Source organism: Humidesulfovibrio sp. (genome assembly GCF_035560995.1).
GTDB lineage: Bacteria > Desulfobacterota > Desulfovibrionia > Desulfovibrionales > Desulfovibrionaceae > Humidesulfovibrio.
In genome coordinates, this window is the sequence record NZ_DATMYK010000050.1 from 1 (window position 1) to 23,105 (window position 23,105).

Consider the following 23,105-nt stretch of genomic DNA (forward strand, 5'->3'; position numbering starts at 1 on the left):
GCCGCCGAGGGCACCATCCGCAAGAACTTCGGCAAGAGCATCGAGGCCAACGCCTGCCACGGCTCCGACGGCCCTGACACCGCCAAGGTGGAAGTCTCCTACTTCTTCAGCTCCCTGGAGCTGGTGGGCTAAAGCCATGAAACAGAGCGTCGGCTTCATTGGCGTCGGCAACATGGGCACGGCCATCATCAAGGGATTGGCCGCCCAGAAGCTTGAGGTCCACGGCTGCGATCTGAACAAGGACAAGCTGGAGCAGCTCAAGCAGGAGGTTGGCCTCAAGATTGAAGCCTCCCCCAAGGAGCTGGTCAAGAAATGCCGCTACGTGCTGCTGGCCGTGAAGCCCCAGCACCTGCCGAGCGTCCTTGAGGAAATCGCCCCGGAGCTGACGCCCGAGCACTGCCTGCTGTCCATCGCCGCGGGCATCACCATGAAGCGCCTCATGGAGCTTTCCGGTTCGCGCTGCCCGGTGGTGCGCATCATGCCGAACACTCCGGCTCTGGTCGGCGCAGGCGTGTTCGCCCTGTGCTTCGACGACCCGAGCCTGGACGACGAGCGCCGCGAGTTCCTGCGGGCCATGCACAAGCCCCTGGGGCAGGTGCACGAGCTGCCTGAGAAGCTCTTTGACGCCTTCACCAGCGTGGCGGGCTGCGGCCCGGCCTACGTGTTCTATGTCATGGACGCCATCGTTGAAGGTGGGGTGAACCTCGGCTTGCCCCGCGCCCAGGCGACCGAGATCGTCAAGGCCCTGTTCAGCGGCTCGGCCAAGCTGGCCGAAGAAGGCGGGCTGCACCTGTCGGAACTGCGCGAGATGGTCACCAGCCCGGCTGGTTCCACCATCCGCGCCACCATGCACTTCGACCGCATGGCCATGCGCGGAGTCATTGTGGACGCAGTGCGCGAGGCATACGACCGCAACGTCGAGCTGGGCTAGCATAACGCATTGTACATGCAAAAGGCCGACTGGGGAAACCCGGCCGGCCTTTTTTTACGCCCTCGCACTGAGCGAAGCTGACGTGAAACGTTTCGTGAAACGGTCTGTTGAGTCGGCTACTGGCCCAAGTGACTCAGCAGCGTCGTGGCGGCCACTTTGGTCAGCTGGAACAGCACGAGGCCCAGAATCCCAGAGAAGAGAACGAGTCTAAACATTTTCTTGAGTTTCTCTAACGTCCATTCCTGGCCCGCAGGACCGAGGTGAGGCTTGTTTTTCGCCGTGCCGAAGTACACGGCCGGGCCGCCCATGGTCCCCTGCATGAGCCAAGCGCAGGCGGCCATGGGCCAGCCAGCGTTGGGGCTCTCCATCTTCACCGCATCCGCCCGGAACTTCTCTTTCGCCTCACGCCAGTTCAGCTTCATAAGCGCCCCCGCGCCGATGAGCAGCCAGCCCGTGAGCCGTGCGGGAAGGTAGGCCAGCACATCGTCGGCCCGGGCGGCGGCCCAGCCGAAATCACGGTATTCCTCGGTCTTGTAGCCCCACATGGAGTCCATGGTGCTCACCGCCTTGTAGGCCCACATGAGCGCGGGCCCGCCAAGGACAAGATAGAACAGCGGGGCCACAAAGCCGTCGCACAGATTCTCGCTCACGGTCTCTGCCAAGGTGCGGCGCATCTCGCCTTCGCCCATGTGGGTGGTGCTGCGGCTCACCAGCTCGCCCAAAGCTTCGCGGGCCTCCTCAAGAGCGCCCTCCTCCAGCATCTCAACCACATCCTTCGCGCAGTCGAGCAACTCGCCCAGGGCCAGCCCGGCATAGGCGAAATAGACCATAAACAGCATTCCCGCGAGCTTCACTTCCGTGAGCCCGTGCACAAGGGCGAAGCAGAGGCCAGCGGTCGTGGCCACGCTCAGGGCGCCGGAGGCGCGCAGGCTCATTTTAAGGCCGCGGGCGCGCGGTTCCAGCCAGTTCAGCCAGCTGCCGATCCAGCGCACGGGATGCGGCAGGAAACGCGGATCGCCGAGCAGCAGATCAATGACAAAGGCCAGAACCGGCAGGCTGAAAAGCGTCCAGATGAGAATGCTCACGGGAGACTCCGTGTGGGGTGGGGAAAAAGGCGGGGAAGGCGTGATTGCCCTCCCCGCCAGGATATCGATCTGTTCTGCGGCGGGTTGTCTAGCTCTCGAAGTAGGAGCGCAGCACGCTGCTGCGCACGGGGTGGCGCAGCTTGCGCAGGGCCTTGGCCTCGATCTGGCGGATGCGCTCGCGGGTGACGTTGAACAGCTTGCCCACTTCCTCAAGGGTGTGGTCGCTCTTTTCGCCGATGCCGAAACGCTTGCGCAGCACCTGTTCCTCGCGCGGGGTCAGGTCGGCCAGCACCTTGGCGATCTGCTCGGAGAGCTTGGTGCTCACCACTTCTTCCGCCGGGGCCGTGGCCTTCTTGTCCTCGATGAAATCACCCAGGTTCGAATCCTCTTCATCGCCGATGGGCGTTTCGAGGGAGATGGGCTCCTTGGCGATCTTGAGCACCTTCTTGACCTTCTCCACCGGATAATCCATGCGCTCGGCGATTTCTTCCGGCGAGGGGTCGCGGCCAAGCTCCTGCACCAGGTAGCGGCTGGTGCGGATGAGCTTGTTGATGGTCTCGATCATGTGCACCGGGATGCGGATGGTGCGGGCCTGGTCCGCAATGGCGCGGGTGATGGCCTGCCTGATCCACCAAGTGGCGTAGGTGCTGAACTTGTAGCCGCGCTGGTACTCGAACTTGTCCACGGCCTTCATCAGACCGATGTTGCCCTCCTGGATGAGGTCCAGGAACTGCAGGCCGCGGTTGGTGTATTTCTTGGCGATGGACACCACCAGGCGCAGGTTGGCGCGGATGAGCTCCTGCTTGGCGCGCATGGCGGCCAGGTTGCCACGCTTGATGCGCCAGAGCACTTCTTCAAGGTCGTCCACATTGTGGCAGCACTTGTCCTGCAGGCGGGTGATGATCTCCATCTTGCCCGAAAGCATTTCCTTGAAAGAGAAGAACTCCTCCACGGTCATGCTGAGGGCGTCGGCCGCGTTGACAGGATTCATCTCGCGGTCGTCCACGGCGCGGAAGATGCGCACGATCTCGTCGCGGTTCTTGCCCACGGAGAGGATGTAGGCCGAGAGGTCGCGTTGGCAATTGTGCATCTGGCGCACATAGTCGGAGACGGTCTCGATGATGCGATCAATGAGGGTCTTTTCGATCTTGATATCGCGCAGACGGGTGACGATCTCCTCTTTGTACGAGAGGATCTCGTTCTGCACGCCGGTTACGCGACGGTCGAGTTGGGCGCAGGAATCGAGCTTTTCGTAGATCTTGCGCTTTTTCTTGAACAGCGCCTTGACCTCGTCGAGCAGGAAGATGACCCGCTGGCGCTGGTTCATCTCGTCCTCGGTGGGGTCGTCCTCCTCAATGGTCTTGACCACGTCCTTCAACTTGATGCGGGTATTCTTGAGGTCCTCGCCCACCTGGACGAGTTCCTCGACGGCTACGGGCACCTCCACAAGGGCGTAAAGCACTTCGAGTTCGCCGTTCTCGATCTTCTTGGCGATGACCACTTCGCCCTCGCGGTCAAGCAGGGGCACCGCGCCCATCTCGCGCAGGTACATGCGCACGGGATCGGTGCTGCGGGAGGAGTAGTCGGCGGCGTCGTCACCCTCGCTCGGAACCAGATCGAGTTCCTCGTCGGTGTCCGTGGCCTCGGAGGTCAGCTTCTTGCCGTTCTCCTCGCTGTCCACGATGACGATGTTCATCTGGTCGAAGATGCTCATCACTTCTTCGAGCTGATCGGGCGTGTTCATCTCCGTGGGAAGAGTCTTGCCTACTTCCTCAAAGGTCAGAAATCCGTTCTTCTTGCCCTTGGCGATCAGGAGCTTGATTTGCTGGATTTCTTTCAAATTATTCATTCTTCCTCCCTGCTGGGGGCATTGATATCCGTAAGGGCCGTCATGAGCCTCTTCACTTCTTCCACATCGTTCGCCTGGCTGGCCAGGCGTATTTGCTCCATCAGCTGATCGCGCGTGCTGCGCACCCCGGCCAGTTCTATTCGCTGGAGGATGTGCCGCCATTCCTCGGCCAGAGCTTCGCCTTCCGGCTTGTCCTCTGTCCTGGTACGCGCCCAGAAGCTTTTCTCGTCGTCGTCAAGCAGGGGCAGTACATCCCCTTCGCCCACGGCCACAAGCTTCTTCCACAGGCTCTGCCCGAATTCCGTCACGAGCAGCGCCTCAAATCCCCGCTTCACCAGCTCCGGAATGTACTCCGGGTACTGGATGGTGAAACGCAGATAATAGCGGTCGTCGCGTTCATCCCGTCCCACTGCAGGCGCCCGCTGTTGCATTTGCGCGGAGGGCTGCCTTTGCCCCGGCGGAGCCGTGAAGCTCCCAGGTCCGGAAAGCCTGCCCTGCCCGCTTCCGAAGCGGCGCAGATCGGCCTCGGCGATGCCGAGCCCCTGGGCCAGACGCGGTATGTAGAACGGCCGCAAGGAGTTATCGGCCAAATGCGCCAAAAACCCATTGGCCCAGCCCACAATTTCCCGGGGCGAATAGCCTTCGCGCACCGCCTCAAGGCAATAGTCGAGTCCATCCACCGCGGCGTTCAGGCGTTCGTCCAGCCCCACGCGCCCCATCATCTGGAGCAGGCTGTCCACGTCCTCGCCGTCGGGCATGAGCACGACACTGCACTTGGTTCCGTACTGCAGGATCATCTCCGCGCTGCGCAGGGCGGCCTTGCGGCCGGCCGTGTCTCCGTCAAAGATCAGCACCATGCGCGAACAGAAGCCAGCGACCCGCTTCACCTGATCCTGGGTGAGCGCGGTGCCGAGGACTCCGCAGGCGTCCTGGTATCCAAACTGGTGCAGCGACAGCACATCCATATACCCTTCCGTGAGTATCGCCCGCTTGCTGCGGGTCATGGCCTGGCGGGCCTGGAAGAGTCCGTAGAGGTGTTCCCCCTTTTTGTAGATGGGCGTGTCGCTGCTGTTCAGATACTTGGGTTCACCATCAGTAAGTATTCTTCCACCAAAGGCAATAACCTGACCTGATAAATTCTGTATTGGAAATATGAGACGGCCGCGAAAACGGTCGTAAATCTTCCCGCGATCGTTCTGTGACAACAGTCCGGCCAGCACGCCCTGTTCCGGCGTGTAGCCCTTGGCTTTAAGAAAATTTGTCAGGCCCTGCCAATCCTCGGAGCTTGCGCCGATGCCGAAGGCGGCCACGGCGTCCTTGTCGGCCCCGCGCTTCTGAAGATAGGCCCGCGCCACATCGCCCGCGGCCATGTTCAGGTTGCGGCGATAATATTCCTGCGCGGCCTCGTGCATCTCGTGGCACAGGCGCTTGAGCTTCTGGCGCTCGTCGTACTCCGGGTCGGGCTTGAAGGCCTTGAGTTCGATGCCTGCCTCGGCCGCAAGCTGCTCCAAGGCGTCCTTGAACTCCAGCCCGTTGACGCGCTGGTAGAAGTCCAGCACATCGCCACCGGCCTGGCAGCCGAAGCAGTAGAAAAAGCCCTCAGCCTCGTTGACGCCGAAGGACGGCGTCTTTTCCTGATGGAAGGGACACAGGCCCATCTGGCGCCCGGCGCCGCCAGGCCGCAACGAGACGTAGCGCCGCACAACATCCACGATGTTGAGCCGCTGCTTGAGCGTCTGAATGACCTGCTTGTCCATGGCGTTCCCTTGAAGCACGCTATTTCAGCGTCACTTCGGTCATGCCGTCGCCGCCGCGATCCTCGTTGGCCAGGGTGAACGAGGCCACGCTGGGGTTCGTGCGCAGAAAGGCGTGAACCTCCTTGCGCAGGGCTCCGGTGCCGCGCCCGTGCACGATCTCCACGCCATCGGCCCCGCGCAGGAGCGAGGCGTCCAGAAACTGCGCAAGCATGGCCAGGGCCTCGTCGGCCCGTTGGCCGCGCAGGTCCAGGCGCGGGGTGAAGCCGAGATCCGCGGTGACACCGCCGACTTCCCTCGGGGAGTGCTCCTTCACCTTGGGGCTCTTGCCGTCCATACTCAGGCCGTCAAAGGCCACCCACATGGCCACGCCGGAAAAATCCACCTTCACCTGGCGCTTGCGCTCGTCTTTCTCCAGCACCACGCCGGACTTGCTCCAGGCCTTGTAGCTTACACGCTGGCCTGGGGCGATGTCCGCCCAGTCGAGAGACGGAGCCTCCTGCTGGGCGTCCTCGGTCTTTGCGGGCTCAAGACGCTCACGCACCTCGGAAAGTTTCTTCAGCGCCTGCTTGCGGCCGATGCGCTCGCTCTTCCACTCGCGCAGCACGCCCTGAGCCAGTTCGCGCACCTCGGAGAGCACTTTCACGCGCTCCTTCTCGAACTTGGCTTCCAGGTTGTCGCGCTTTTTCTTGAGGGCGGCGCGTTCGTCGGCCAAGGCGTCATTCTCTCGCTCGCGCTTCACAGCCAGGGTGTTCAGCCGCTCAAGCACGGCGCTGGTGTCCGAACCGTCGAGGAGCAGATACTGCTCGGCGCGGGAAAGGATAGTGCGCGGCAGGCCATGCTCACGCGCCACATCAAGGGCGATGCTCGCGCCAACCTGATCGTAGGCCAGGCGGTACAGCGGCTTCTTGGTGCTGGGGTCGAAGAGCACGCTGGCGGCGCGCACGCGCTCCGTGGCGAGCGCATAGGCCTTGAGGGCCGGGAAGTGCGTGGCGGCGAAGCTGGCCGCGCCGCGGTCCAGCAGGCCGTCGATGACCGCCTGGGCAAGCGCCGCGCCCTGGGTTGGGTCCGTGCCCGCGCCGAATTCGTCCAGCAGGAACAACGTCTTGTCGTTCACACGGTCCCACACGCGGGCAATGTACTGGATCTGCGCCGTGAAGGTGCTCACGTGCTCTTCCAGGCTCTGCTCGTCGCCCAGGACCACGAAGATGTCCGTCCACAGCGGCAGGGACGAGCCCTCGGCCACGGGCACCGGCAGGCCGGAGAAGGCCATGAGCGCGATGAGGCCCACAGTCTTGAGGCATACGGTCTTACCGCCCGCGTTGCCGCCGCTGACGATGAGCGCCAACTGGCCTTCCTGAAGCTTGATGTCCAGGGGCTGCGTGTCCGGGTTGTGCAAGGCCAGCAGCGGGTGCCGGGCCTTGATGAGCCGGGCTGGCAGGTCCGCGCCGATGTCCAAGGCGCGCGCGCCAGTGGCGTCGGCAAGCCGGGCCTTGGCCATGAGCAGGTCCAGCTGCACCAGGCTCTCGTAGCTGGCCGCCACACCTGGCCGCTCCTGCCGGATGAGCCCGGTCAGGTACTCCAGCACCTTGCGTTCCTCGACGCGCTCTTCGCGCTTCAACTCCTGCAGGGTGTTGTTGATCTCCACCAGGAACATCGGCTCAAAATAGCAGGTCTCGCCGGTCTGGGAGTAGTCGTGGATGATGCCCGGAAAACGGTTCTTAAAGTTGACCTTGAGGGGCAGCACATAGCGGTCGGAAGAAATGGTGATGTAGTCATCCTGCAAATAATGCGAGATGTTCTCCGCAAGGACGAAGTCCTTCACACGCTTGGAACAGCGCTGGTGGATGGCGCGGATCTCCTGGCGCACGGAGAAGAGCCCCGGGGAACTCTCGTCCTTCAGGCGTCCATCCTGGTCCAGGCAGCGCTTGAGACCGCTCCAGGTGGCCTGGGGCCAGGGCGCGCCGGCCACGGCTTCAAGGAGCTCATCCCAGCCGCGTTCGCGATAGGGCTCCAGCAGTTCGCGTGCATGCCTGGCCTGGTCGAGCGTCAAGGACAGCGCAAACAAGGCGTCCAGGTCGAGCACGCGGTGGGCAATGTCCAGCTCAGGGAAAAAATTGGCGAAGTCAGGGAAGGCCACCAGCCGGAAGCCGGATTCGCGCACCCAGCGCAGGGCTTGGTCAAGCAGGGTCAGCTCGTGCTGCACGGCCTGGGCGGTGGAAAGGGGGTGCAGGGCGAGGCAGGCGGCGGCTCCGGGTTCGGAGACGGCAAAACCCGAAAGCTCCCTCAGGACCTTCGGGAACTCCAGCAAGTGCAGGGTTCTCGGTTCCATGAAGGTCTCGTTTAGGAGGAAAGTCTGGCCCGAACGGCCTCGCTGGCCTTCTTGCCGTCGTAGCGCCCCTTGTAGGCCAGGGTCAGGGCCTGCATGACCTTGCCCATGTCCTTGGGCCCCTGAGCGCCGGTCTCCGCCACGAGACGATCAATGGCCTGGGCGAGCTCGGCTTCAGTCAGGGCTGTGGGCATATAGTCCTGCAATACGGCAAGCTCGGCGGACTCCACTGCGGCGAGGTCCGTGCGGCCATGCTTCTCGTATTGCTCAAGGGATTCGCGGCGCTGCTTGATTTGGCGGGCGATGATTTCCAGGAAATCATCATCTGTGAGAGGGCGCAAAATCTCGACCTCACGGTTCTTGGCGGCTGTCTTGAGATGCCTCAAGACAGCCAGCCGAACCGTATCTTTGGCCTTGTAGGCCGCTATGTAGTCGGACTCGATGCGTCCCTGGATGGTGGTCATCCGTCGATCCTGGACTTGCGCATCTTCTTGACGAGACGCTTTTTAGCGGCCGCCTTTTTCTTTTTTTCCTGAACGCTGGGCTTCTCGTAGTGCTGACGCTTCTTAAGCTCGGAGAGGACGCCGGCCTTTTCGACCTGCTTCTTGAAACGACGCAGGGCGATCTCGAAGTTATCGCTGTCATCCAACAAAATACCGGGCAATTGAATCACCTCCCCGAACGGATATGGTCAAAACAAGAGCGCTTGACTACCCCACCCCGCCGCAAAAAGCAAGCGTAAAGGTGGGGGACAAGTATGCGGACCCTTCCGACCTACGCCGGAAGGGTCCGCAGGAAACAAATCGCTACGCCGCTTGCGCAGGCTAATGCGCGGAGTGGTGGTTATCGCCGCAGCTGTCGAACCAGGACTTCAGGATGCAGTAGCCCATCCCGGAGCAGATGACGAACAGGACGATGTACAACACACCGAAAAACACCGCGTGGTCAGCCTGGAACCAGGGAAGATCCTGGGGCAAGGGGCTGTGAACAGTCTCACCGTGAAGCATAGGAGGCCTCCAGATTTACTTTACGGCATCCTTCAGCAGCTTGCCGGGACGGAACTTCACAACCTTGGTGGCGGGAATCTTGATCTCTTTGCCGGTGCGGGGGTTGCGGCCGACACGAGCCTTGCGCTTCTCGACCTGGAAGGTGCCGAAACCGGTAAGGGTCAGCTTGCCTTCCTTCACCAGGACGTCCTCAACGGCGCCAATAAAAGCATTCAGGGCGCGCTCAGCGTTGGCCTTGGTGAGGTTGGCCTTTTCTGCAATTTTGACAACCAGCTCAGCTTTCGTCATGTGTCCTTCCTCCTCAATTGGTGGTCAGTTTTTGCGGCCCGGACCTATCCGAGTCTGCCTCGAAATTCCTTAGGGTCTGAGTGGTTGACACAGACCTGGCAGGCCGGGGACGCTCCTTCCTCATACCTCATTTGCCGCAGAGACAGGCAAACCCAGTACCTGCCTCAAGATGCAACTGGACCTGGATAAACACCAAAGCAAAAGGCAAGTCAAGCAAGAAAATCAGGGGGCAATAGTTTCGAGAGTGCCCGAAACTGTTCTGGCCCAAGCGTCTCCGGGCGCTGCACAGGATCGATATCCAGGGTGCTCAGCATCTCCAAGTAACCAGAAATTCCCTGTGATTTCATAATCGTACCAAGCTGCTTGCGACGCTGCTGGAAGCACATGCGGAGCGTTGAGGAAAGACGCAACGCGTCGTGTTGCGTCGGTCTTTGCGGGCGCAAAAAAAATCGCAGAACTGCCGAGGTAACCTTAGGCTGTGGCCGAAAAACGTGGGGAGGCACCTTGAACAGCAACTCCACTTCTGCATGGGATTGTACAAAAACGGACAGCGCTCCATAGTCGCGTCCGCCCGAACGGGCCGCCAGACGCTGCCCGGCTTCCAACTGTACCATGAACACGGCACGGGCAAAAAAGGCCTTGCTCACGATGTCCCAGATGAGCGGCGAGGCGATGTTATATGGTAGGTTGCCAACGATCTTCCAGCCGTCCTCCTGCGCAAGCGAGGCCCAGTCAAAGGTCATCGCGTCGCCGCGCACCACCTCGAGGTCCGGGTACTGGCGTTCGAGTTCGTCCGCTAGGGCGTCGTCCATTTCAAGCGCCACGTATTTTCCAGGCGCCCGCTCCGCAACATGCCTGGTTAGCGCGCCACGCCCTGGGCCGATCTCAAGCACCTTGTCGCCCGGCTTAAGGTCCAAGGCATGCACGATTTTTCGGCAGATGTTCTGGTCGACCAGGAAATTTTGGCCAAGGCTGCGCTTGGCAGGGGCATAGCGGACTGGACTGTTCTCATTATTATGCATTCACAGCACCTACCAACTGCCCCTCCGGTTGACAACTGCTTTAAGGACTCTGTAAAACCTCGCAGCATTCAAGGAAGGAGCCCCACCAATGGATTTGAGAAGCTACATCCGCGATGTCCTGGACTTCAAACCCGGCATCACCTTTTTCGACATCACTCCGCTTTTGGCCGAACCCGCGGCCTTCCGTTACGCCATAGATGCCCTGGCTGAACGCTACAAGGACTCCGGCGCGACGAAAATCCTCGCGGCCGAGGCGCGTGGCTTCCTTTTCGGCGCCCCCCTGGCCTACAAGATGAATCTGGGATTCATTCCGGTGCGCAAGCCCGGCAAGCTGCCGTACAAAACCTCCACCGTCACCTATGATCTTGAATACGGCACCGACAGCCTGCAGATGCATGTGGACGCAGTGAAGCCGGGCGACCGCATCCTGATCATCGACGACCTGCTGGCCACAGGAGGAACCACCGGCGGTATGATCAAGCTGGTCAAGGACGCCGGGGCCGACATCGCTGGCATCGGCTTCCTCATCGAACTTGGTTTCCTGGACGGCGCCAGCAAGCTCGACAGCATCCCCCATGAATATCTGCTGAAACTCTAAGGACGCCGCCACATGAGCATCATCGGCATCATCGGCGGCAGCGGCCTGGATAACCCGGACATCCTGCGCGATCCGCGCGACGAACGCGTGGCCACGCCCTATGGCGAGCTGCCCTCGCCCGTGCGCGTGGGCAACATCGGGCAGCACACTGTCTGCCTCGTGGCCCGGCACGGACGCGAACACACGGTGCCGCCCTCCCAGGTGAACCACCGCGCCACCATCGCTTCCTTGCGCAGCCTTGGCTGCACTGCCATCCTGGCCACCACCGCCGTGGGCTCCCTGCGCGAGGAAATCCGCCGAGGCGATCTGGTGGTGCTCGACCAATTCATCGACTTCACGCGGCACCGCGCCATCACCTTCCACGAAAGCTTTGCCCCGCACGAACCCGTGCACACGCCCATGGCCGACCCCTTCGACGCTTCCCTGCGGGGACTCTTGAATGACTGCTGCGTGGAACTGGGCATTGCGCACCACAAGACCGGCACTGTCGTCACCATCGAAGGGCCGCGCTTCTCCACACGGGCGGAGTCGAACATGTTCCGCCTGTGGGGCGCGGACGTCATCAACATGAGTGTGGCGCCGGAGTGCATCCTGGCGAACGAGGCCCGGATTCCCTATGCCGCCATCGCCATGAGCACTGACTATGATTGCTGGAAGACCGACGAGGCCCCGGTAACTTGGGAGGACATCCTTAACATCTTCCGTCAAAACGCCCAGAAGGTGACGGACCTGCTCATCCGCACCATCGGCAAAATGGCCTGATTCTTTGCGACGGGACAATCGGCACAGTGCTTGACAAGCCTGGGCTTCCGTGCATAAAGAACCGCTCTCTATTTTTTGATGACACCCTGGCGTCCGCATGCGCGCCAGACAAGGAGGAACATTCCCATGGCTGATGACAAAAAGAAGGTCAGCGCCCTCGACGGCGCCGTGAAGACCGCTGAAGGCCTGTCCTTCAAGGGCTTCATTCTGTCCCCCATCGTGGAGAACTGCACCGGCTGCGAACGCGCCACCGCCTTTGAGGAGCAGACCTACTGCCCCGCCTATGCCGAGCCCGCCAAGAAGTGGACCCGCGGCATCTGCAACTTCGCCACCCACGTGAAAGCCACGGTGGACAAGGAAGGCAAGACCAAGGTCAACCCGCTGAAGGCGTCCAAGCGCGCCGCCAGGGGCCGCTAGCCCATCGAGCGAAAAAGGCGGGGGCAACCCCGCCTTTTCTTTTCCACCAACCCGCGACCGTAAGCGTCGCCATCCGCCGACACGGAGCCATCATGCTCGCCGCAATCAACCGGCACCTCGAGTCATCGGCCCAGACCATCATCGACCTGCAACGCTCGCTCGTGGCCATTCCCGCGCTGGGGCCGCTGAACGGCGGCCCCGGAGAGAAGGACAAGACCGAGTTCCTCAAGTCCTACCTGAGGGACATGGGTTTTGCCGAGGTGCGCGAGATGCGCGCCCCGGATCCGGCCGTGCCCTGCGGCTACCGCCCCAGCCTTGCGGCGCTCATTCCCGGCCGCAACACGGCCAAGACCTTCTGGGTCATCTCCCACACGGATATCGTGCCCCCCGGCGATTTGGCGCTTTGGAACAGCGATCCCTATGCACTCAAGGTCGATGGCGACATCCTCATCGGCCGCGGGGTGGAGGACAACCACCAGGGCATCGTCAGCTCCCTTGTTGTGGCCAAGGCCCTGCTCGACCTCAAGATCACGCCGGACATCAATTATGGCGTGCTGCTGGTGGCTGATGAAGAGACCGGCAGCAAGTACGGCCTGGACTATGTGGTCAAGAACCACCCGGAGCTCTTCGGCCCGGAGGACCTGTTCCTGGTGCCAGACTTCGGCGAGCCCAAATCCGAGATGATCGAGATCGCCGAGAAGAGCATGTTCTGGCTCAAGGTGGTGGTGGAAGGCAAACAATGCCACGCTTCCACGCCCAAGGCGGGCATCAACAGCCTGCTCGCGGCCTCTGCCTTTATCGTGCGCGTGCCGGAGCTCAACCAGCGTTTCGACCGCCAGGATCCGCTTTTCGATCCGCCCCACTCCACGTTCCAGCCCACCAAGAAAGAGGCCAACGTGGAGAATATCAACACCATCCCCGGGCGCGATGTGTTCTATCTCGACTGCCGCGTCATGCCCGGCTACGACCTGGACGAGATCATGGCCGCCATCCGTGAGATCGGCGACGCGGTTGAGCGCGAGCATGGCGTGAGCATCAGCTACGAGTTTGTGCAACGCGAGCAAGCCGCACCGCCCACCCCGGCGGACAGCGAGATCGTGACCAGACTGGTCGCCGCCGTGAAGGACGTGTTCCACAACGAGCCTAAGCTCCAGGGCATCGGCGGCGGCACGGTGGCCGCCTACCTGCGCCGCGCCGGGCACAAGGCCGCCGTGTGGAGCACGCTGATGCACAACGCCCACCAGCCCAACGAGCGTTCTTCCATCTCGTGCAGCATCAAGGACGCCAAGGTCATGGCGGCCCTGCTGTTCGACGCCTAGGGAGTCCGCCGCATGACCGCCTCTCGCGCCCTGCCGGAGGTTTTCGACCTCATCGTCGTTGGCGCGGGCCACGCCGGATGCGAGGCTGCAAGCGCGGCCGCGCGCCTGGGTCTGGCCACCCTGCTTTTGACCGGCAACCTTGACCGCATCGGGCATCTGTCCTGCAACCCGGCCATCGGCGGCTTGGCCAAGGGCCACATGGTGCGCGAGATCGACGCCCTGGGCGGCCGCATGGGCCAGTGGGCCGACGCCGCGGGCATCCAATTCCGCCAGCTCAACACCAGCAAGGGCCCGGCCGTGCGCTCCACCCGCGCCCAGATCGACCGGGCCGAGTACATGCGCGTGGTTCAGGCCGAGCTGTTCGCCCAGCCAAACCTGTGGATTATTCAGGACATGGCCCTGGAGGTGCTGGCCGAATCCGCAGACCGGGGAATCCGGGCCAGCGGCGTGCGCACGCTCATGGGGCAACAGTTCCGGGCGCGCGCCGTGCTCTTGACCACCGGCACCTTTCTGTCCGGGCTCATCCACATCGGCATGACGCGCTTTTCCGGCGGCCGGCTGGGCGACGCGCCGGCCCTCGGTCTGTCGGACTCACTGCGCGGCCACGGCTTCGAGTTGGGAAGACTCAAGACCGGCACCCCGCCGCGCCTGCTCAAAAGCAGCATCGATTTCTCCGTCATGGAGGCGCAGCCCGGCGACGATCCGCCCACGCCCTTCAGTTTCCAGAGCGACCGAGTGCCACTGCCCCAGGTGCCCTGCCACCTCACCTACACCAATGAGGCCACCCACGCGGCCATCCGCGCTGGCTTCGACCGCTCGCCGCTTTTTTCCGGCGTCATTCAGGGCACGGGCGCGCGCTATTGCCCCAGCGTGGAGGACAAGATAGCCCGCTTCCCGGACAAGGACCGGCACCACGTGTTCATCGAACCCGAGGGCCTGAACCATCCGGAGGTTTACCCCAACGGCATTTCCACCAGCCTGCCGCTGGATGTGCAGAAGGCCCTACTGGCGACCATCCCCGGCCTGGAAAACGCGGTCATAGCCCGGCCGGGCTATGCCATTGAATACGATTTCGTCCCTCCCACGCAGCTTTTGCCCACACTGGAGAGCAAGCCCCTGCCGGGCCTCTACTGCGCCGGACAGATCAACGGCACCAGCGGCTACGAGGAAGCCGCGGCGCAGGGCCTGTGGGCCGCGCTGAACGTCTTCTGCGCGCACAGGGGCCTGCCTCCCTTCCTGCTGCGCCGCGACCAGGCCTACATGGCCGTGCTGGTCGATGATCTGGTGACGAGCGGGACAAACGAACCCTACCGCATGTTCACCTCCCGCGCGGAATACCGTCTGCTGCTGCGCGAAGGCAACGCCGACGCGAGGCTCACGCCCCTCGGCCGTGAGCTTGGCCTTGTGGACGATGTGCGCCATGTGCGCTTCACCGACAAGATGCGCCGCCTCGACGCACTGCTTGAAGCCTTCGACACCGTGCAGATCAAGCCCGACGCGCCCACGCGGGACATCCTGAACGCCATGGGCGCAGCCATTCCCGGCAAGGCGGTGAGCCTTTCCGCCCTGCTGCGCCAGCCGCAGATAGACATCCGAGCCCTGGCGCCGTTCTACCCCGCCCTCATGGACGAGAACGACAATGTGCTGGCCGAGGTCGAGACGCGCATCCGCTACCAGAGCTATCTGGAGAAGGAGGCCCAGCGCGTGTCGCAAAGTCGTGACCTTGAGGACACTCCCCTGCCGCAGGACATGGCGTATGGTGATGTGATAGGCCTGACGCGAGAGGCGGTGGAGAAGCTTTCACGCGTGCGCCCGGCCACCCTGGGCCAGGCGGGTCGCATCTCCGGCATCACCCCGGCCGCGGTCAGCTGTCTGGAAATCCAGTTGCGCAAGCTGGGACGCCAGGCCAAGGCGGCCAAGACGACCGCTTAGACAACGAGAGAAGCGCGTCATTATTGACATTGCCCATGCGGGCACCTAATTACAGTTCAAGCGCCTCATGGCGCGATGAAGCAGCACCAACAACCGGCCCCGCTGGGCCATGAGCAAGAGGAGCCAGAGTCTTGGACGAAGGGTCAAACGGCACAATACTTTCGGCCATCCGCAACCTGTTCCGCAAGAACGATTCTCCCTTGGATGAGATGTTCAAGGATGCGGTGGCCGAAGGCGAGATAAAGAGCGACGACGTGCGCATCCTGCAGAACGTCATCGACCTTGAGGACAGACGCGTCAGCGAGATCATGATCCCCAGGCCGGACATCATCTGCGCCGAGCAGGACAGCACCCTGGCCGAAATCGCCGAACTCATCATCCAGAACGGCCACTCGCGCATCCCCATCTACCGCGACAACCGCGACCACATGGTGGGCGTGGTCCACGCCAAGGACGTGCTTGGCCCCCTGCTTTTGCCACAGGCCGAGCAGCCCGCCATCGACACCATCATGCGCCCGGTGCACTTCGTGCCTGAGACCACCAACCTCAAGAGCCTGCTGCACGACATGCAGTCGCGCAAGATCCATCTTGTGGTGGCCCTGGACGAATATGGCGGGACGGCGGGCATGCTGACCATGGAGGACGTGCTGGAGCAGATCGTGGGCGACATCGGCGACGAATACGACGCCCTACGCCCGGAGGATGTGCAGCAGCAGCCCGACGGCAGCCAGATCGTTTCCGGCCGCGTCTCCCTCGACGAGATCAACGAGCTGTTCGGCCTTGACCTTTCCTCGGACCTGGTGGAAAGCATCGGCGGCCACTTGAGCGAGATCGCCGGGCATATTCCGGCGGTGGGCGAAAGCTTCGACCTGGGCGGCTGGCGCTTCCAGGTGCACGAGGCCGACGCCAAACATATCGAAAGCCTGCGCGTGCTGCGCGCGGAATAGGACTGCCCGTGCTCACCTCCCCGCTGTTCTGGACCCTGGCCGCAGGCCTTGGGGCCTTGTTCGGCTATGCCAACCCCTGGGGGCAGCTGCCTGCGCTTGCGCTATTGCTGCCAGCCGTGCTGGCCGCCCTCGGCCTTGCCGCGCCCACGCCCTGGACAGCCTTCAAGCAGACCTGGCGCGCGGGGTCCGTGGCTTCCCTGGTCTGCCTGTATTGGGTGTACTGGCCGGTGATGCACTACGGCGAAGTCAACTGGGCCCTGGCCCTGCCTGTGCCCGTTCTACTGGCCATGGGCATGGGCGGCTATTTCGGCCTCTTCGGCCTCATGGCGCAGCTGTCCAACAGGCTTACCCCGATTCTGGGCACGTTGTTCCTGGGGCTGGCTTGGGTGGCGATGGAGCTCACCCAGGCTACGCTGCTATCCGGCTTCTCCTGGCTCACCCTGGCCTCGGCTTTCGTGCCCTGGCCCATTCTGGTGCAGGCCGCATCGGTCATCGGCGCGCATGGAGTTTCCGGCGTGCTGGCCATGACGGCCGTCGGCCTGGTTCTCGGCACCCGCTCCAAGGCCTGCCTCGCCCTGGCCCTGTGCGGCCCCCTGGCCCTTGCCGGGTACGGCTGGCTGCGCATGGACGCCTACACCGAGACCACCCCGGCCCACAGCGTGGCCCTTGTCCAGGGCAACATCGACCAAAGCATCAAGTGGGATCCGACGTATCAGACCGAAACCGTGGCGAAGTACCTGCGCCTGAGCCGCGATATCGTGGCCAAGGCTGACCCGGAACTCATTGTCTGGCCGGAAACTTCCATGCCCTTTTATTTCCAGGACGAGACGCCCCTGCGCAAACCGGCCCTGGACTTCGTGCGCAACGGCAAGGCCGCACTCATGGTAGGCGCGCCCGCATACGAGCGCACCACCGGCCCCGGCTCCTTCGTGCTGTACAACCGCGCCTTCCTGCTCACGCCGCAGGGCGCGGGTATGGACTCCTACGACAAGGAGCATCTTGTGCCCTTTGGCGAATACGTGCCTTTGAGCGGCCTAATTCCGCTCCCGCTGGACATGTTCGTGTCCGGCGTGGGCGACTTTGTGTCCGGCCGCAATGATAAGGCCCTCAAAGCAGGCGACCTTGCCTTGGGCGTGCTCATCTGCTATGAAGCCATCTTCGCGAATCTCGCCCAGGAGCGCGTGGCCCGGGGCGCGAATGTGCTGATCAACATCAGCAACGACGCCTGGTTCGGCGCGACCTCCGCCCCGCATCAGCACCTGCAACTGACCGCGTTGCGGGCCATCGAGCAAGGCCGCTACGTGGTGCGCAGCACCAACACCGGCCTTTCCGCATTCATCGACCCCCTGGGCCGCATCCGCCTTGCCGGATCCCAGTTCCAGGAGCTTGCGGCGGCGGGCATGGTGCATCCCCGCACGGAGCTGACGCCGTTCCATGTCGCATACATGTGGCTGCTTGGGGCCCTATGGACCCTGATGGCCGTATTCGCCATTCTCATCATCCGAAGCGCACCCCGCGCCGACCAAAACCGCAGCCTGCGCTAGCAGCCGCTGCACCCAACGGAACAATGCTGCAATTCGCCGATCTGAAAACCCTGGGCTCGTCCCTTCTCGACCAGTTCGAAACCCTCTGGGGGCGTCTTTGACTTCGCGGAATCCCGCGAACGCCTGATGGAAATCGAGGCCCAGCTCTCTAAACCGGGGGCCTGGGACAAGCCAGAACTACTCACTCCCGTGCTGCGCGAAAAGAGCGCCCTGGAGTTCAAGCTGGCCATGTACGCCGACCTCTCCCAGGCCAAGTCCGACGTGGACGACTGGCTGCTCCTCGCCCAGGAGGACCAGGGCCAGGACGCACTGGAGGCTCTTAGCGACAACCTGACGCTTTTGGAGAAACGCCTGGGCGACACGGAGCTGGCCATCCTGCTGAACGGTCCGGACGACAACAGTCCGGGCATTCTGGAGATACACCCTGGCGCAGGCGGCGTGGACGCCCAGGATTGGGCCGAGATGCTCCTGCGCATGTATTTGCGCTGGGCGGAGGCGCGCGGCTTCCAGGTGGACGAGTTGGACCGGCTGTACGGCGACGAGGCGGGCATCAAGAGCGTCACGCTGCAAATCAGCGGACCCTACGCCTATGGCCTGCTCAAGGGCGAGGCAGGCATCCACCGCCTCATCCGCATCTCTCCCTTCGACGCCTCGGGCCGCAGGCACACCGCCTTCGCCTCGGTGGACGTGTACCCGGACATCGACACGAACATCGAGATCGACGTCAAGGAAGAGGACCTGCGCATCGACGTGTTCCGCGCCAGCGGCCCCGGTGGCCAGCACGTGAACCGCACCAACTCCGCCGTGCGCATCACCCACCTGCCCACGAACATTGTGGTGCAGTGCCAGAACGAGAAGTCCCAACTCAAGAACAAGATCCTGGCCATGAAGGTGCTCAAGGCCCGCCTGTACGAGAGGGAGATCAAGGAGCTGGAGGCCAGCAAGAAGGCCGACTACGCCAGCAAGGACGCCATCGCCTTCGGCAGCCAGATCCGCACTTATACCTTGCAGCCCTATCGGCTGGTGAAGGATCACCGCTCCGGCTGTGAGGACTCAAGCGTGGACGCAGTGCTGGACGGACGCCTGGACGAGTTCCTGCGTGCGACCCTGCTTCACGTCCACGGCGAAAGGAAAAATACCAATGGTTAAGGACGAGCTGGTCCGCGAGCTTGGCGGTATTGAAGCCGCCTGCGCCCCGGGCTCCACGGGCGACGAAGCTTCCGGCGGCGACAATGGCGTGCCCCTGTGCCTGTACCGCGTGGTCAGCGGCCTGACCCACGAGGCTTGGCAGCGTCTGAAGGAGGAGCTGGAGCTGGGCGCATGGCGCGCTGCCCCGCACCACGCCCTGCTGGCCCCATCCGACGAGCCGCAGCTTCTGCGCTTTCTCTCTTGCGAGATGGACCGGGCCCGGCTGTGCCAGCAACCGCTGGCGCTGGCCCTGGTGGAGCCGGAGGACCCCGAGGCCTTTGACACCGTGTTCGACCTGGCCCGCGCCCAGCTGCGCAGCTTTGATCTTGCGGCCCGGCTGGACAGCGGAACCATCGCCCTGGTGCTCTCGGGCACGCCCCTGGCCGCGGCCGAACGCCTCATCGGTGCCATGCTGCGGCGCATCCGGCAGATCTGCGAGCCGACCCTGGTCTGCTCCGCAGGGCTGGTGGGCTATGGCGGGCTGGTGCAGCTTACGGCCGAGGCCCTTCTTGAACGTGCGGAAAAGTCCGTTGAGGACGCCCGCCGTCTGGGTGGCAATCGCCTTGAAGTGGCCCCCAGCGCCGACGCCGTGCTGGCCTCGCGCGAGACCTTGGTGCGCGCAAGCGAGAAACATTTCCTTTTCACCGGCAAAAAGCTGCCGGAATAGCAGGACACTCAATGAACGCCATCAATCCCGGCAAAACCGTCAGCCTCTGCATCATGAGCGGCAAGGGCGGCGTGGGCAAGACCAACCTCTCCCTGAACCTGGGCTTCGCCCTGCGCGACATGGGCCACAAGCTGCTGCTCATGGACTGCGACCTGGGGCTGGCCAACCTTGACGTGCTCCTGGGCCTCGCGCCGGACAAAAATCTTCAAGACATGCTGGCGGGCAGCGCGGAAGCTCAGGAAGTGGTACAGACCGTGGAATCCGGGCTGGATATCCTGCCCGCGGCCAGCGGCGTGCCGGAGATGGTCGAAATGGACCAGAACCAGCAGGGCGCGCTCTTCGACAAGCTCACCGACCTCGTGGCGGCGTACGAGTTCCTGATCCTCGACCTTGGCGCGGGCATCAGCGGCACGGTGCTGTCGCTTGCGCGCATGGCGCAGATGCGCGTGGTGCTGGTGACGCCGGAGCCCACGTCCCTCACCGATGGCTACGCCATCATCAAGGTGCTGCATTCGCGTTTCGGCGTACGCGACTTTCTGGTGGTGGTGAACCAGGCCACCGTACAAGAGGCCAAGGAAACGTTCCAGCGCCTGAACCTGGCCTGCAAGAACTTCTTGGGGTTTGAACTGGTGAACCTGGGCCATGTGCGCCTGGACCGCACCATAACCGACGCGGTGATCCACCAGACGCCTCTTGCCCGGCACGCTCCGGACTGCGGCGCCATGAAGGACATCACGGCCCTGGCCGGGCGCGTATCGCGCTACCGCGAGGAGAATCTGGAGGCCATTGCGGGCCGTTTGGCCCTAAAACAAATTCTTAACCCTCCAACCTAACGAAACCCTTGACGGAAAGCCTGCTTTTTCGGCATAGCAGGATTAGATGCTGCCAAGTTCCCCCCACAGAGCCTGTGGCAAGCTGCCACGAACTGCCCAAAAATACGGAGCGGTCCATGAACAAGAGTGAACTCATCAAGGCACTGGCCGAAGAGAAGAAGCTGCACGTAGACGACGCCACCAAGGTCGTCAGCGCCTTCTTCGACTCCATCAAAGACGCGCTGGTCGCTGGCGACCGTGTGGAGATCCGCGGCTTCGGAAGCTTCAAGGTCAAGGATTACGACGGCTACACCGGTCGCAATCCCAAGACTGGCACAGTTGTCGAGGTGCACCCCAAGCGGCTGCCCTTCTTCCGCCCCGGCAAAGAACTCAAGGAATTCATCAACGATTAATGTCCCGCATCCTCGCTTTTCTCATCGCACTGATCCTGGCTGCTTCGACGCAAGCCATAGCGGGTGGGCCTCGGCTCACCCTGCTTTTTTGCGCCAACACAGAGGGCGAAGTACGGCCCTGCCCGTCCTGAGGCGGCAAGACCGTAGGAGGACTGGCCCGGCGGGCCAGCGCGCAATCTGCTCTGAAGCACGGAGCCACGAAGGAATCACCGGTCTACTTTCTGGCCGGGGGCTACGAATTCGTCCAAGGTGAGGCGGCCGCGCCGCCATCACGCAAGCGACTTGAATTCATGGCTAAGGCTTTTGACTTCCTGCATCATGACCTCGTTTTCGTGACCCCTTACGAGCGGGCGGTGCTGCAAAAGGCCGGCGTGCAGCCCAGGCCTTCCTGGCGCGGCGGTGAGAAGCTTGAACAGCACATCCTGCAGAGTCCGGGGGGACCGAAGATCGGCGTGCTGCTGCTGCCGCCCCTGCCCAAGGGCGCCAAGAACGTGCCGGAAAACCTCATTCATCAGGTTGAAAACGCCGTGCACGGCCTGCGCGGCACGGTGAAGCTCATCGTGGCCATGAGCCCCTGGGGGTACGGCCCTGAACAGGAACTTTTGAAGGCCTCAGGCCCCCTGCCGGACATCCTGCTGGGCTCCGGCCCGGGCATCGGCCTAGTGGGCACCTTGGCCGCGGGAGGAAAGACTGCCTGGGTACGTTCCTTCGCCCAGGGCAAGTCGGTTTTGCGCATAGAAGTGCTGGCCTGGCCCGAGGAGATTTCCACTTTCAAATGGACGGAAGAGAAAAATATTCGTATGACCCTCTTCGGGTTGACTGATCAGTATCAGGAAAACCCGCAGTTGCTTACGCTTATGCAACATATGGGCACCGACTAGTAAGGAGGAGTGAATGAGTTTTCGCGGCGCGTTTACCGCACTGGTGACGCCGTTCAAGAACGGCGCCGTGGACGAGGAGGCTTACAGAGCCTTCATCGAGTGGCAGATTGAACAAGGCATCGACGGTGTGGTTCCCTGCGGCACCACCGGCGAGGCGGCCACCCTCTCCCATGCGGAGCAGGGCCAGGTCATCAAAATCTGCGTGGACCAGGTGAAGGGGCGCGTACCCGTCATCGCCGGCGCCGGGTCCAACAACACCCGCGAAGCCATGGAGCTTGTGGCCCTGGCCAAACAGGCCGGAGCCGACGCTGCGCTCATCATCACCCCCTACTACAACAAACCCACGCCCGACGGCCTGGTGGCGCACTTCAAGGCTCTGGCCGCTGAGACGTCAATGCCTTTCATTTTGTACAACGTGCCCGGTCGCACCGGGCAGAACGTGCTGCCCAAGACCATCGCCCGCATCGCCAAAGAAGTGCCCGAGGTCATCGGCTGCAAGGAAGCCACGGGCGACATCAAGCAGGGCACGGAGCTCATCGAGGCCATGGGACGCGACTTCACCGTGCTCTCCGGAGACGACTTCACCGTGCTGCCGCTGCTCTCCGTGGGCGGGCACGGCACCATCTCGGTCACGAGCAACGTCATGCCCGCCAAGATGTCCGGCATGATCACGGCCTTTGGCAAGCGCGACACCGCCCGCGCCCAGGCGCTCAACCTGGAGATGATGCCGGTCAACCGCGCCATGTTCCTGGAGACCAACCCGATTCCGGTGAAGACGGCGCTTTCGCTCATGGGCAAGATGGGGCTCGAGTTCCGCCTGCCCCTGGTGCCCCTGGAATCCTGCCACCTGGAGCAACTCAAAAAAGTCCTGGCTGAGAGCGGCCTCATCTAAGCCTCGCTCGACCCAAGAACCACGAAGCCCCGGCAGCGGAAGTTGCCGGGGCTTTTTTGCGCGCGGGGAATCACCCGATCAGCGTTCATGCACGAAGAGCGCCACCACCCGCCTGACCACCGGGAGCATGAAGTACATGAATGGGAAAGCCACGGCCCAGGACAAAGCCCAGGCACGCATCCAGGCGCCTGGCAGGTGCGCGCCGCAGCCCAGCGAAGCGACGGTGGAGATGCCGGAAACCAGGCAGGTCATGAGCCCGGTCAGGATGAACGGCGTCAGCACCGAGGCATAGCGGGCGGGCAGTTTTCTCAAGCGGCAACTCCTGCGGCAACCATCATAAGGGTATATCGTAAAGCTAACCTGCTCGTGCAATTCCGGTCAAGCCTGGACAACGGCGCAAAAAAAGGCGGGCCCCCGAAGGAGCCCGCCCGTAATCAGCGAATCAGGATGCCAGGACTAGGCGAAGGC

General features: G+C 62.9%; 25 protein-coding genes. 15 read left to right on the plus strand and 10 right to left on the minus strand.

Going from position 1 to position 23,105, the window contains the following annotated elements; genetic code table 11:
* On the plus strand, positions 1-132 hold a 132-nt coding region (locus tag VN419_RS01725), incomplete at its 5' end, for a nucleoside-diphosphate kinase (protein WP_325643836.1).
* Between the two features lie 4 nt (positions 133-136).
* Complete coding sequence (proC, locus tag VN419_RS01730; RefSeq protein ID WP_325643790.1) at positions 137-931, plus strand: pyrroline-5-carboxylate reductase; 795 nt, start codon at positions 137-139, stop codon at positions 929-931.
* A gap of 116 nt (positions 932-1,047) precedes the next feature.
* On the opposite strand, the gene cbiB is transcribed toward proC, so the two are convergent.
* The 9 genes from cbiB to rsmA form a co-directional block, all read right to left on the minus strand.
* Positions 1,048-2,016 (minus strand): adenosylcobinamide-phosphate synthase CbiB, encoded by a 969-nt coding sequence (cbiB, locus tag VN419_RS01735; RefSeq protein ID WP_325643792.1) that lies wholly within the window; start codon positions 2,014-2,016, stop codon positions 1,048-1,050.
* A gap of 88 nt (positions 2,017-2,104) precedes the next feature.
* Positions 2,105-3,865, minus strand: a complete 1,761-nt coding sequence (gene rpoD, locus VN419_RS01740) for an RNA polymerase sigma factor RpoD (RefSeq protein WP_325643794.1) — start codon at positions 3,863-3,865, stop codon at positions 2,105-2,107.
* Complete coding sequence (gene dnaG, locus VN419_RS01745; protein WP_325643796.1) at positions 3,862-5,622, minus strand: DNA primase; 1,761 nt, start codon at positions 5,620-5,622, stop codon at positions 3,862-3,864. The genes rpoD and dnaG overlap by 4 nt, the downstream gene beginning before the upstream one ends.
* Positions 5,623-5,641: 19 nt before the next feature.
* Positions 5,642-7,951 (minus strand): endonuclease MutS2, encoded by a 2,310-nt coding sequence (locus tag VN419_RS01750; RefSeq protein ID WP_325643798.1) that lies wholly within the window; start codon positions 7,949-7,951, stop codon positions 5,642-5,644.
* An 11-nt stretch (positions 7,952-7,962) separates the two neighbouring features.
* Positions 7,963-8,412: a GatB/YqeY domain-containing protein gene (locus VN419_RS01755; protein WP_325643800.1), complete on the minus strand. Its 450-nt coding sequence runs from the start codon at positions 8,410-8,412 to the stop codon at positions 7,963-7,965.
* Positions 8,409-8,612, minus strand: a complete 204-nt coding sequence (gene rpsU / locus VN419_RS01760) for a 30S ribosomal protein S21 (RefSeq protein WP_305571985.1) — start codon at positions 8,610-8,612, stop codon at positions 8,409-8,411. The genes VN419_RS01755 and rpsU overlap by 4 nt, the downstream gene beginning before the upstream one ends.
* 160 nt (positions 8,613-8,772) lie before the next feature.
* Positions 8,773-8,955, minus strand: coding sequence for a hypothetical protein (locus VN419_RS01765; protein WP_325643804.1), 183 nt, complete (start codon positions 8,953-8,955; stop codon positions 8,773-8,775).
* A gap of 15 nt (positions 8,956-8,970) precedes the next feature.
* A complete protein-coding gene (locus VN419_RS01770) occupies positions 8,971-9,261 on the minus strand; it encodes an HU family DNA-binding protein (protein ID WP_325643838.1) in 291 nt (96 codons plus the stop codon).
* A gap of 191 nt (positions 9,262-9,452) precedes the next feature.
* Positions 9,453-10,265 carry a 16S rRNA (adenine(1518)-N(6)/adenine(1519)-N(6))-dimethyltransferase RsmA gene (rsmA, locus tag VN419_RS01775; RefSeq protein WP_325643806.1) on the minus strand — a complete coding sequence of 271 codons (813 nt, stop codon included), beginning with the start codon at positions 10,263-10,265 and terminating at the stop codon, positions 9,453-9,455.
* Positions 10,266-10,353: 88 nt separating this feature from the next.
* Between rsmA and VN419_RS01780 the strand changes: the two genes are divergently transcribed.
* From VN419_RS01780 to dapA, 13 genes are all read left to right on the plus strand, one after another.
* Entirely contained in the window at positions 10,354-10,863 is a 510-nt protein-coding gene (locus VN419_RS01780) for an adenine phosphoribosyltransferase (protein ID WP_325643808.1), read from the plus strand.
* A 12-nt stretch (positions 10,864-10,875) separates the two neighbouring features.
* Positions 10,876-11,625: an S-methyl-5'-thioadenosine phosphorylase gene (gene mtnP, locus VN419_RS01785; protein ID WP_325643810.1), complete on the plus strand. Its 750-nt coding sequence runs from the start codon at positions 10,876-10,878 to the stop codon at positions 11,623-11,625.
* Positions 11,626-11,751: 126 nt separating this feature from the next.
* Complete coding sequence (locus VN419_RS01790; RefSeq protein ID WP_325643812.1) at positions 11,752-12,042, plus strand: PxxKW family cysteine-rich protein; 291 nt, start codon at positions 11,752-11,754, stop codon at positions 12,040-12,042.
* Between the two features lie 92 nt (positions 12,043-12,134).
* On the plus strand, positions 12,135-13,361 hold the full coding sequence (locus tag VN419_RS01795) for a M20 family metallo-hydrolase (RefSeq protein WP_325643814.1): 1,227 nt from the start codon (positions 12,135-12,137) through the stop codon (positions 13,359-13,361).
* Between the two features lie 12 nt (positions 13,362-13,373).
* Positions 13,374-15,293, plus strand: a complete 1,920-nt coding sequence (gene mnmG / locus VN419_RS01800) for a tRNA uridine-5-carboxymethylaminomethyl(34) synthesis enzyme MnmG (RefSeq protein ID WP_325643816.1) — start codon at positions 13,374-13,376, stop codon at positions 15,291-15,293.
* A gap of 131 nt (positions 15,294-15,424) precedes the next feature.
* Positions 15,425-16,240 (plus strand): hemolysin family protein, encoded by an 816-nt coding sequence (locus tag VN419_RS01805; protein WP_325643818.1) that lies wholly within the window; start codon positions 15,425-15,427, stop codon positions 16,238-16,240.
* An 8-nt stretch (positions 16,241-16,248) separates the two neighbouring features.
* Positions 16,249-17,784 (plus strand): apolipoprotein N-acyltransferase, encoded by a 1,536-nt coding sequence (gene lnt / locus VN419_RS01810; RefSeq protein WP_325643820.1) that lies wholly within the window; start codon positions 16,249-16,251, stop codon positions 17,782-17,784.
* Between the two features lie 23 nt (positions 17,785-17,807).
* Positions 17,808-18,933, plus strand: a protein-coding gene (gene prfB / locus VN419_RS01815) for a peptide chain release factor 2 (RefSeq protein WP_325643822.1) whose coding sequence is annotated in 2 segments (ribosomal slippage) — positions 17,808-17,882 and positions 17,884-18,933 — 1,125 coding nt in all. Because the reading frame shifts where the segments join, the coding sequence is not laid out codon by codon here.
* The gene (locus VN419_RS01820) at positions 18,926-19,639 is read left to right on the plus strand and encodes a GGDEF domain-containing protein (RefSeq protein WP_325643824.1); all 714 of its coding nucleotides are present in this window, start codon (positions 18,926-18,928) and stop codon (positions 19,637-19,639) included. The genes prfB and VN419_RS01820 overlap by 8 nt, the downstream gene beginning before the upstream one ends.
* Positions 19,640-19,650: 11 nt before the next feature.
* Entirely contained in the window at positions 19,651-20,472 is an 822-nt protein-coding gene (locus tag VN419_RS01825; RefSeq protein ID WP_325643826.1) for a MinD/ParA family protein, read from the plus strand.
* A gap of 116 nt (positions 20,473-20,588) precedes the next feature.
* A complete protein-coding gene (locus VN419_RS01830) occupies positions 20,589-20,864 on the plus strand; it encodes an HU family DNA-binding protein (protein ID WP_325643828.1) in 276 nt (91 codons plus the stop codon).
* On the plus strand, positions 20,864-21,745 hold the full coding sequence (locus tag VN419_RS01835) for a UshA-like (seleno)protein family 2 (protein ID WP_420705260.1): 882 nt from the start codon (positions 20,864-20,866) through the stop codon (positions 21,743-21,745). The genes VN419_RS01830 and VN419_RS01835 overlap by 1 nt, the downstream gene beginning before the upstream one ends.
* A 13-nt stretch (positions 21,746-21,758) precedes the next feature.
* The gene (dapA, locus tag VN419_RS01840; protein ID WP_325643832.1) at positions 21,759-22,637 is read left to right on the plus strand and encodes a 4-hydroxy-tetrahydrodipicolinate synthase; all 879 of its coding nucleotides are present in this window, start codon (positions 21,759-21,761) and stop codon (positions 22,635-22,637) included.
* Positions 22,638-22,715: 78 nt separating this feature from the next.
* Here the strand turns inward: dapA and VN419_RS01845 are convergent, their stop codons facing one another.
* The gene (locus tag VN419_RS01845) at positions 22,716-22,949 is read right to left on the minus strand and encodes a DUF2798 domain-containing protein (RefSeq protein WP_325643834.1); all 234 of its coding nucleotides are present in this window, start codon (positions 22,947-22,949) and stop codon (positions 22,716-22,718) included.
* Positions 22,950-23,105: the final 156 nt, after the last annotated feature.

Coding starts and splice junctions, on each gene's coding strand:
- VN419_RS01790 (WP_325643812.1), top strand. CDS start 11,752: ATGGCTGATGACAAAAAGAAGGTCAGCGCCCTCGACGGCGCCGTGAAG.
- mtnP (WP_325643810.1), top strand. CDS start 10,876: ATGAGCATCATCGGCATCATCGGCGGCAGCGGCCTGGATAACCCGGAC.
- dnaG (WP_325643796.1), bottom strand. CDS start 5,622: ATGGACAAGCAGGTCATTCAGACGCTCAAGCAGCGGCTCAACATCGTG.
- dapA (WP_325643832.1), top strand. CDS start 21,759: ATGAGTTTTCGCGGCGCGTTTACCGCACTGGTGACGCCGTTCAAGAAC.
- VN419_RS01755 (WP_325643800.1), bottom strand. CDS start 8,412: ATGACCACCATCCAGGGACGCATCGAGTCCGACTACATAGCGGCCTAC.
- VN419_RS01825 (WP_325643826.1), top strand. CDS start 19,651: ATGAACGCCATCAATCCCGGCAAAACCGTCAGCCTCTGCATCATGAGC.
- rsmA (WP_325643806.1), bottom strand. CDS start 10,265: ATGCATAATAATGAGAACAGTCCAGTCCGCTATGCCCCTGCCAAGCGC.
- VN419_RS01795 (WP_325643814.1), top strand. CDS start 12,135: ATGCTCGCCGCAATCAACCGGCACCTCGAGTCATCGGCCCAGACCATC.
- VN419_RS01750 (WP_325643798.1), bottom strand. CDS start 7,951: ATGGAACCGAGAACCCTGCACTTGCTGGAGTTCCCGAAGGTCCTGAGG.
- VN419_RS01765 (WP_325643804.1), bottom strand. CDS start 8,955: ATGCTTCACGGTGAGACTGTTCACAGCCCCTTGCCCCAGGATCTTCCC.
- rpoD (WP_325643794.1), bottom strand. CDS start 3,865: ATGAATAATTTGAAAGAAATCCAGCAAATCAAGCTCCTGATCGCCAAG.
- VN419_RS01780 (WP_325643808.1), top strand. CDS start 10,354: ATGGATTTGAGAAGCTACATCCGCGATGTCCTGGACTTCAAACCCGGC.
- VN419_RS01830 (WP_325643828.1), top strand. CDS start 20,589: ATGAACAAGAGTGAACTCATCAAGGCACTGGCCGAAGAGAAGAAGCTG.
- VN419_RS01820 (WP_325643824.1), top strand. CDS start 18,926: ATGGTTAAGGACGAGCTGGTCCGCGAGCTTGGCGGTATTGAAGCCGCC.
- mnmG (WP_325643816.1), top strand. CDS start 13,374: ATGACCGCCTCTCGCGCCCTGCCGGAGGTTTTCGACCTCATCGTCGTT.
- proC (WP_325643790.1), top strand. CDS start 137: ATGAAACAGAGCGTCGGCTTCATTGGCGTCGGCAACATGGGCACGGCC.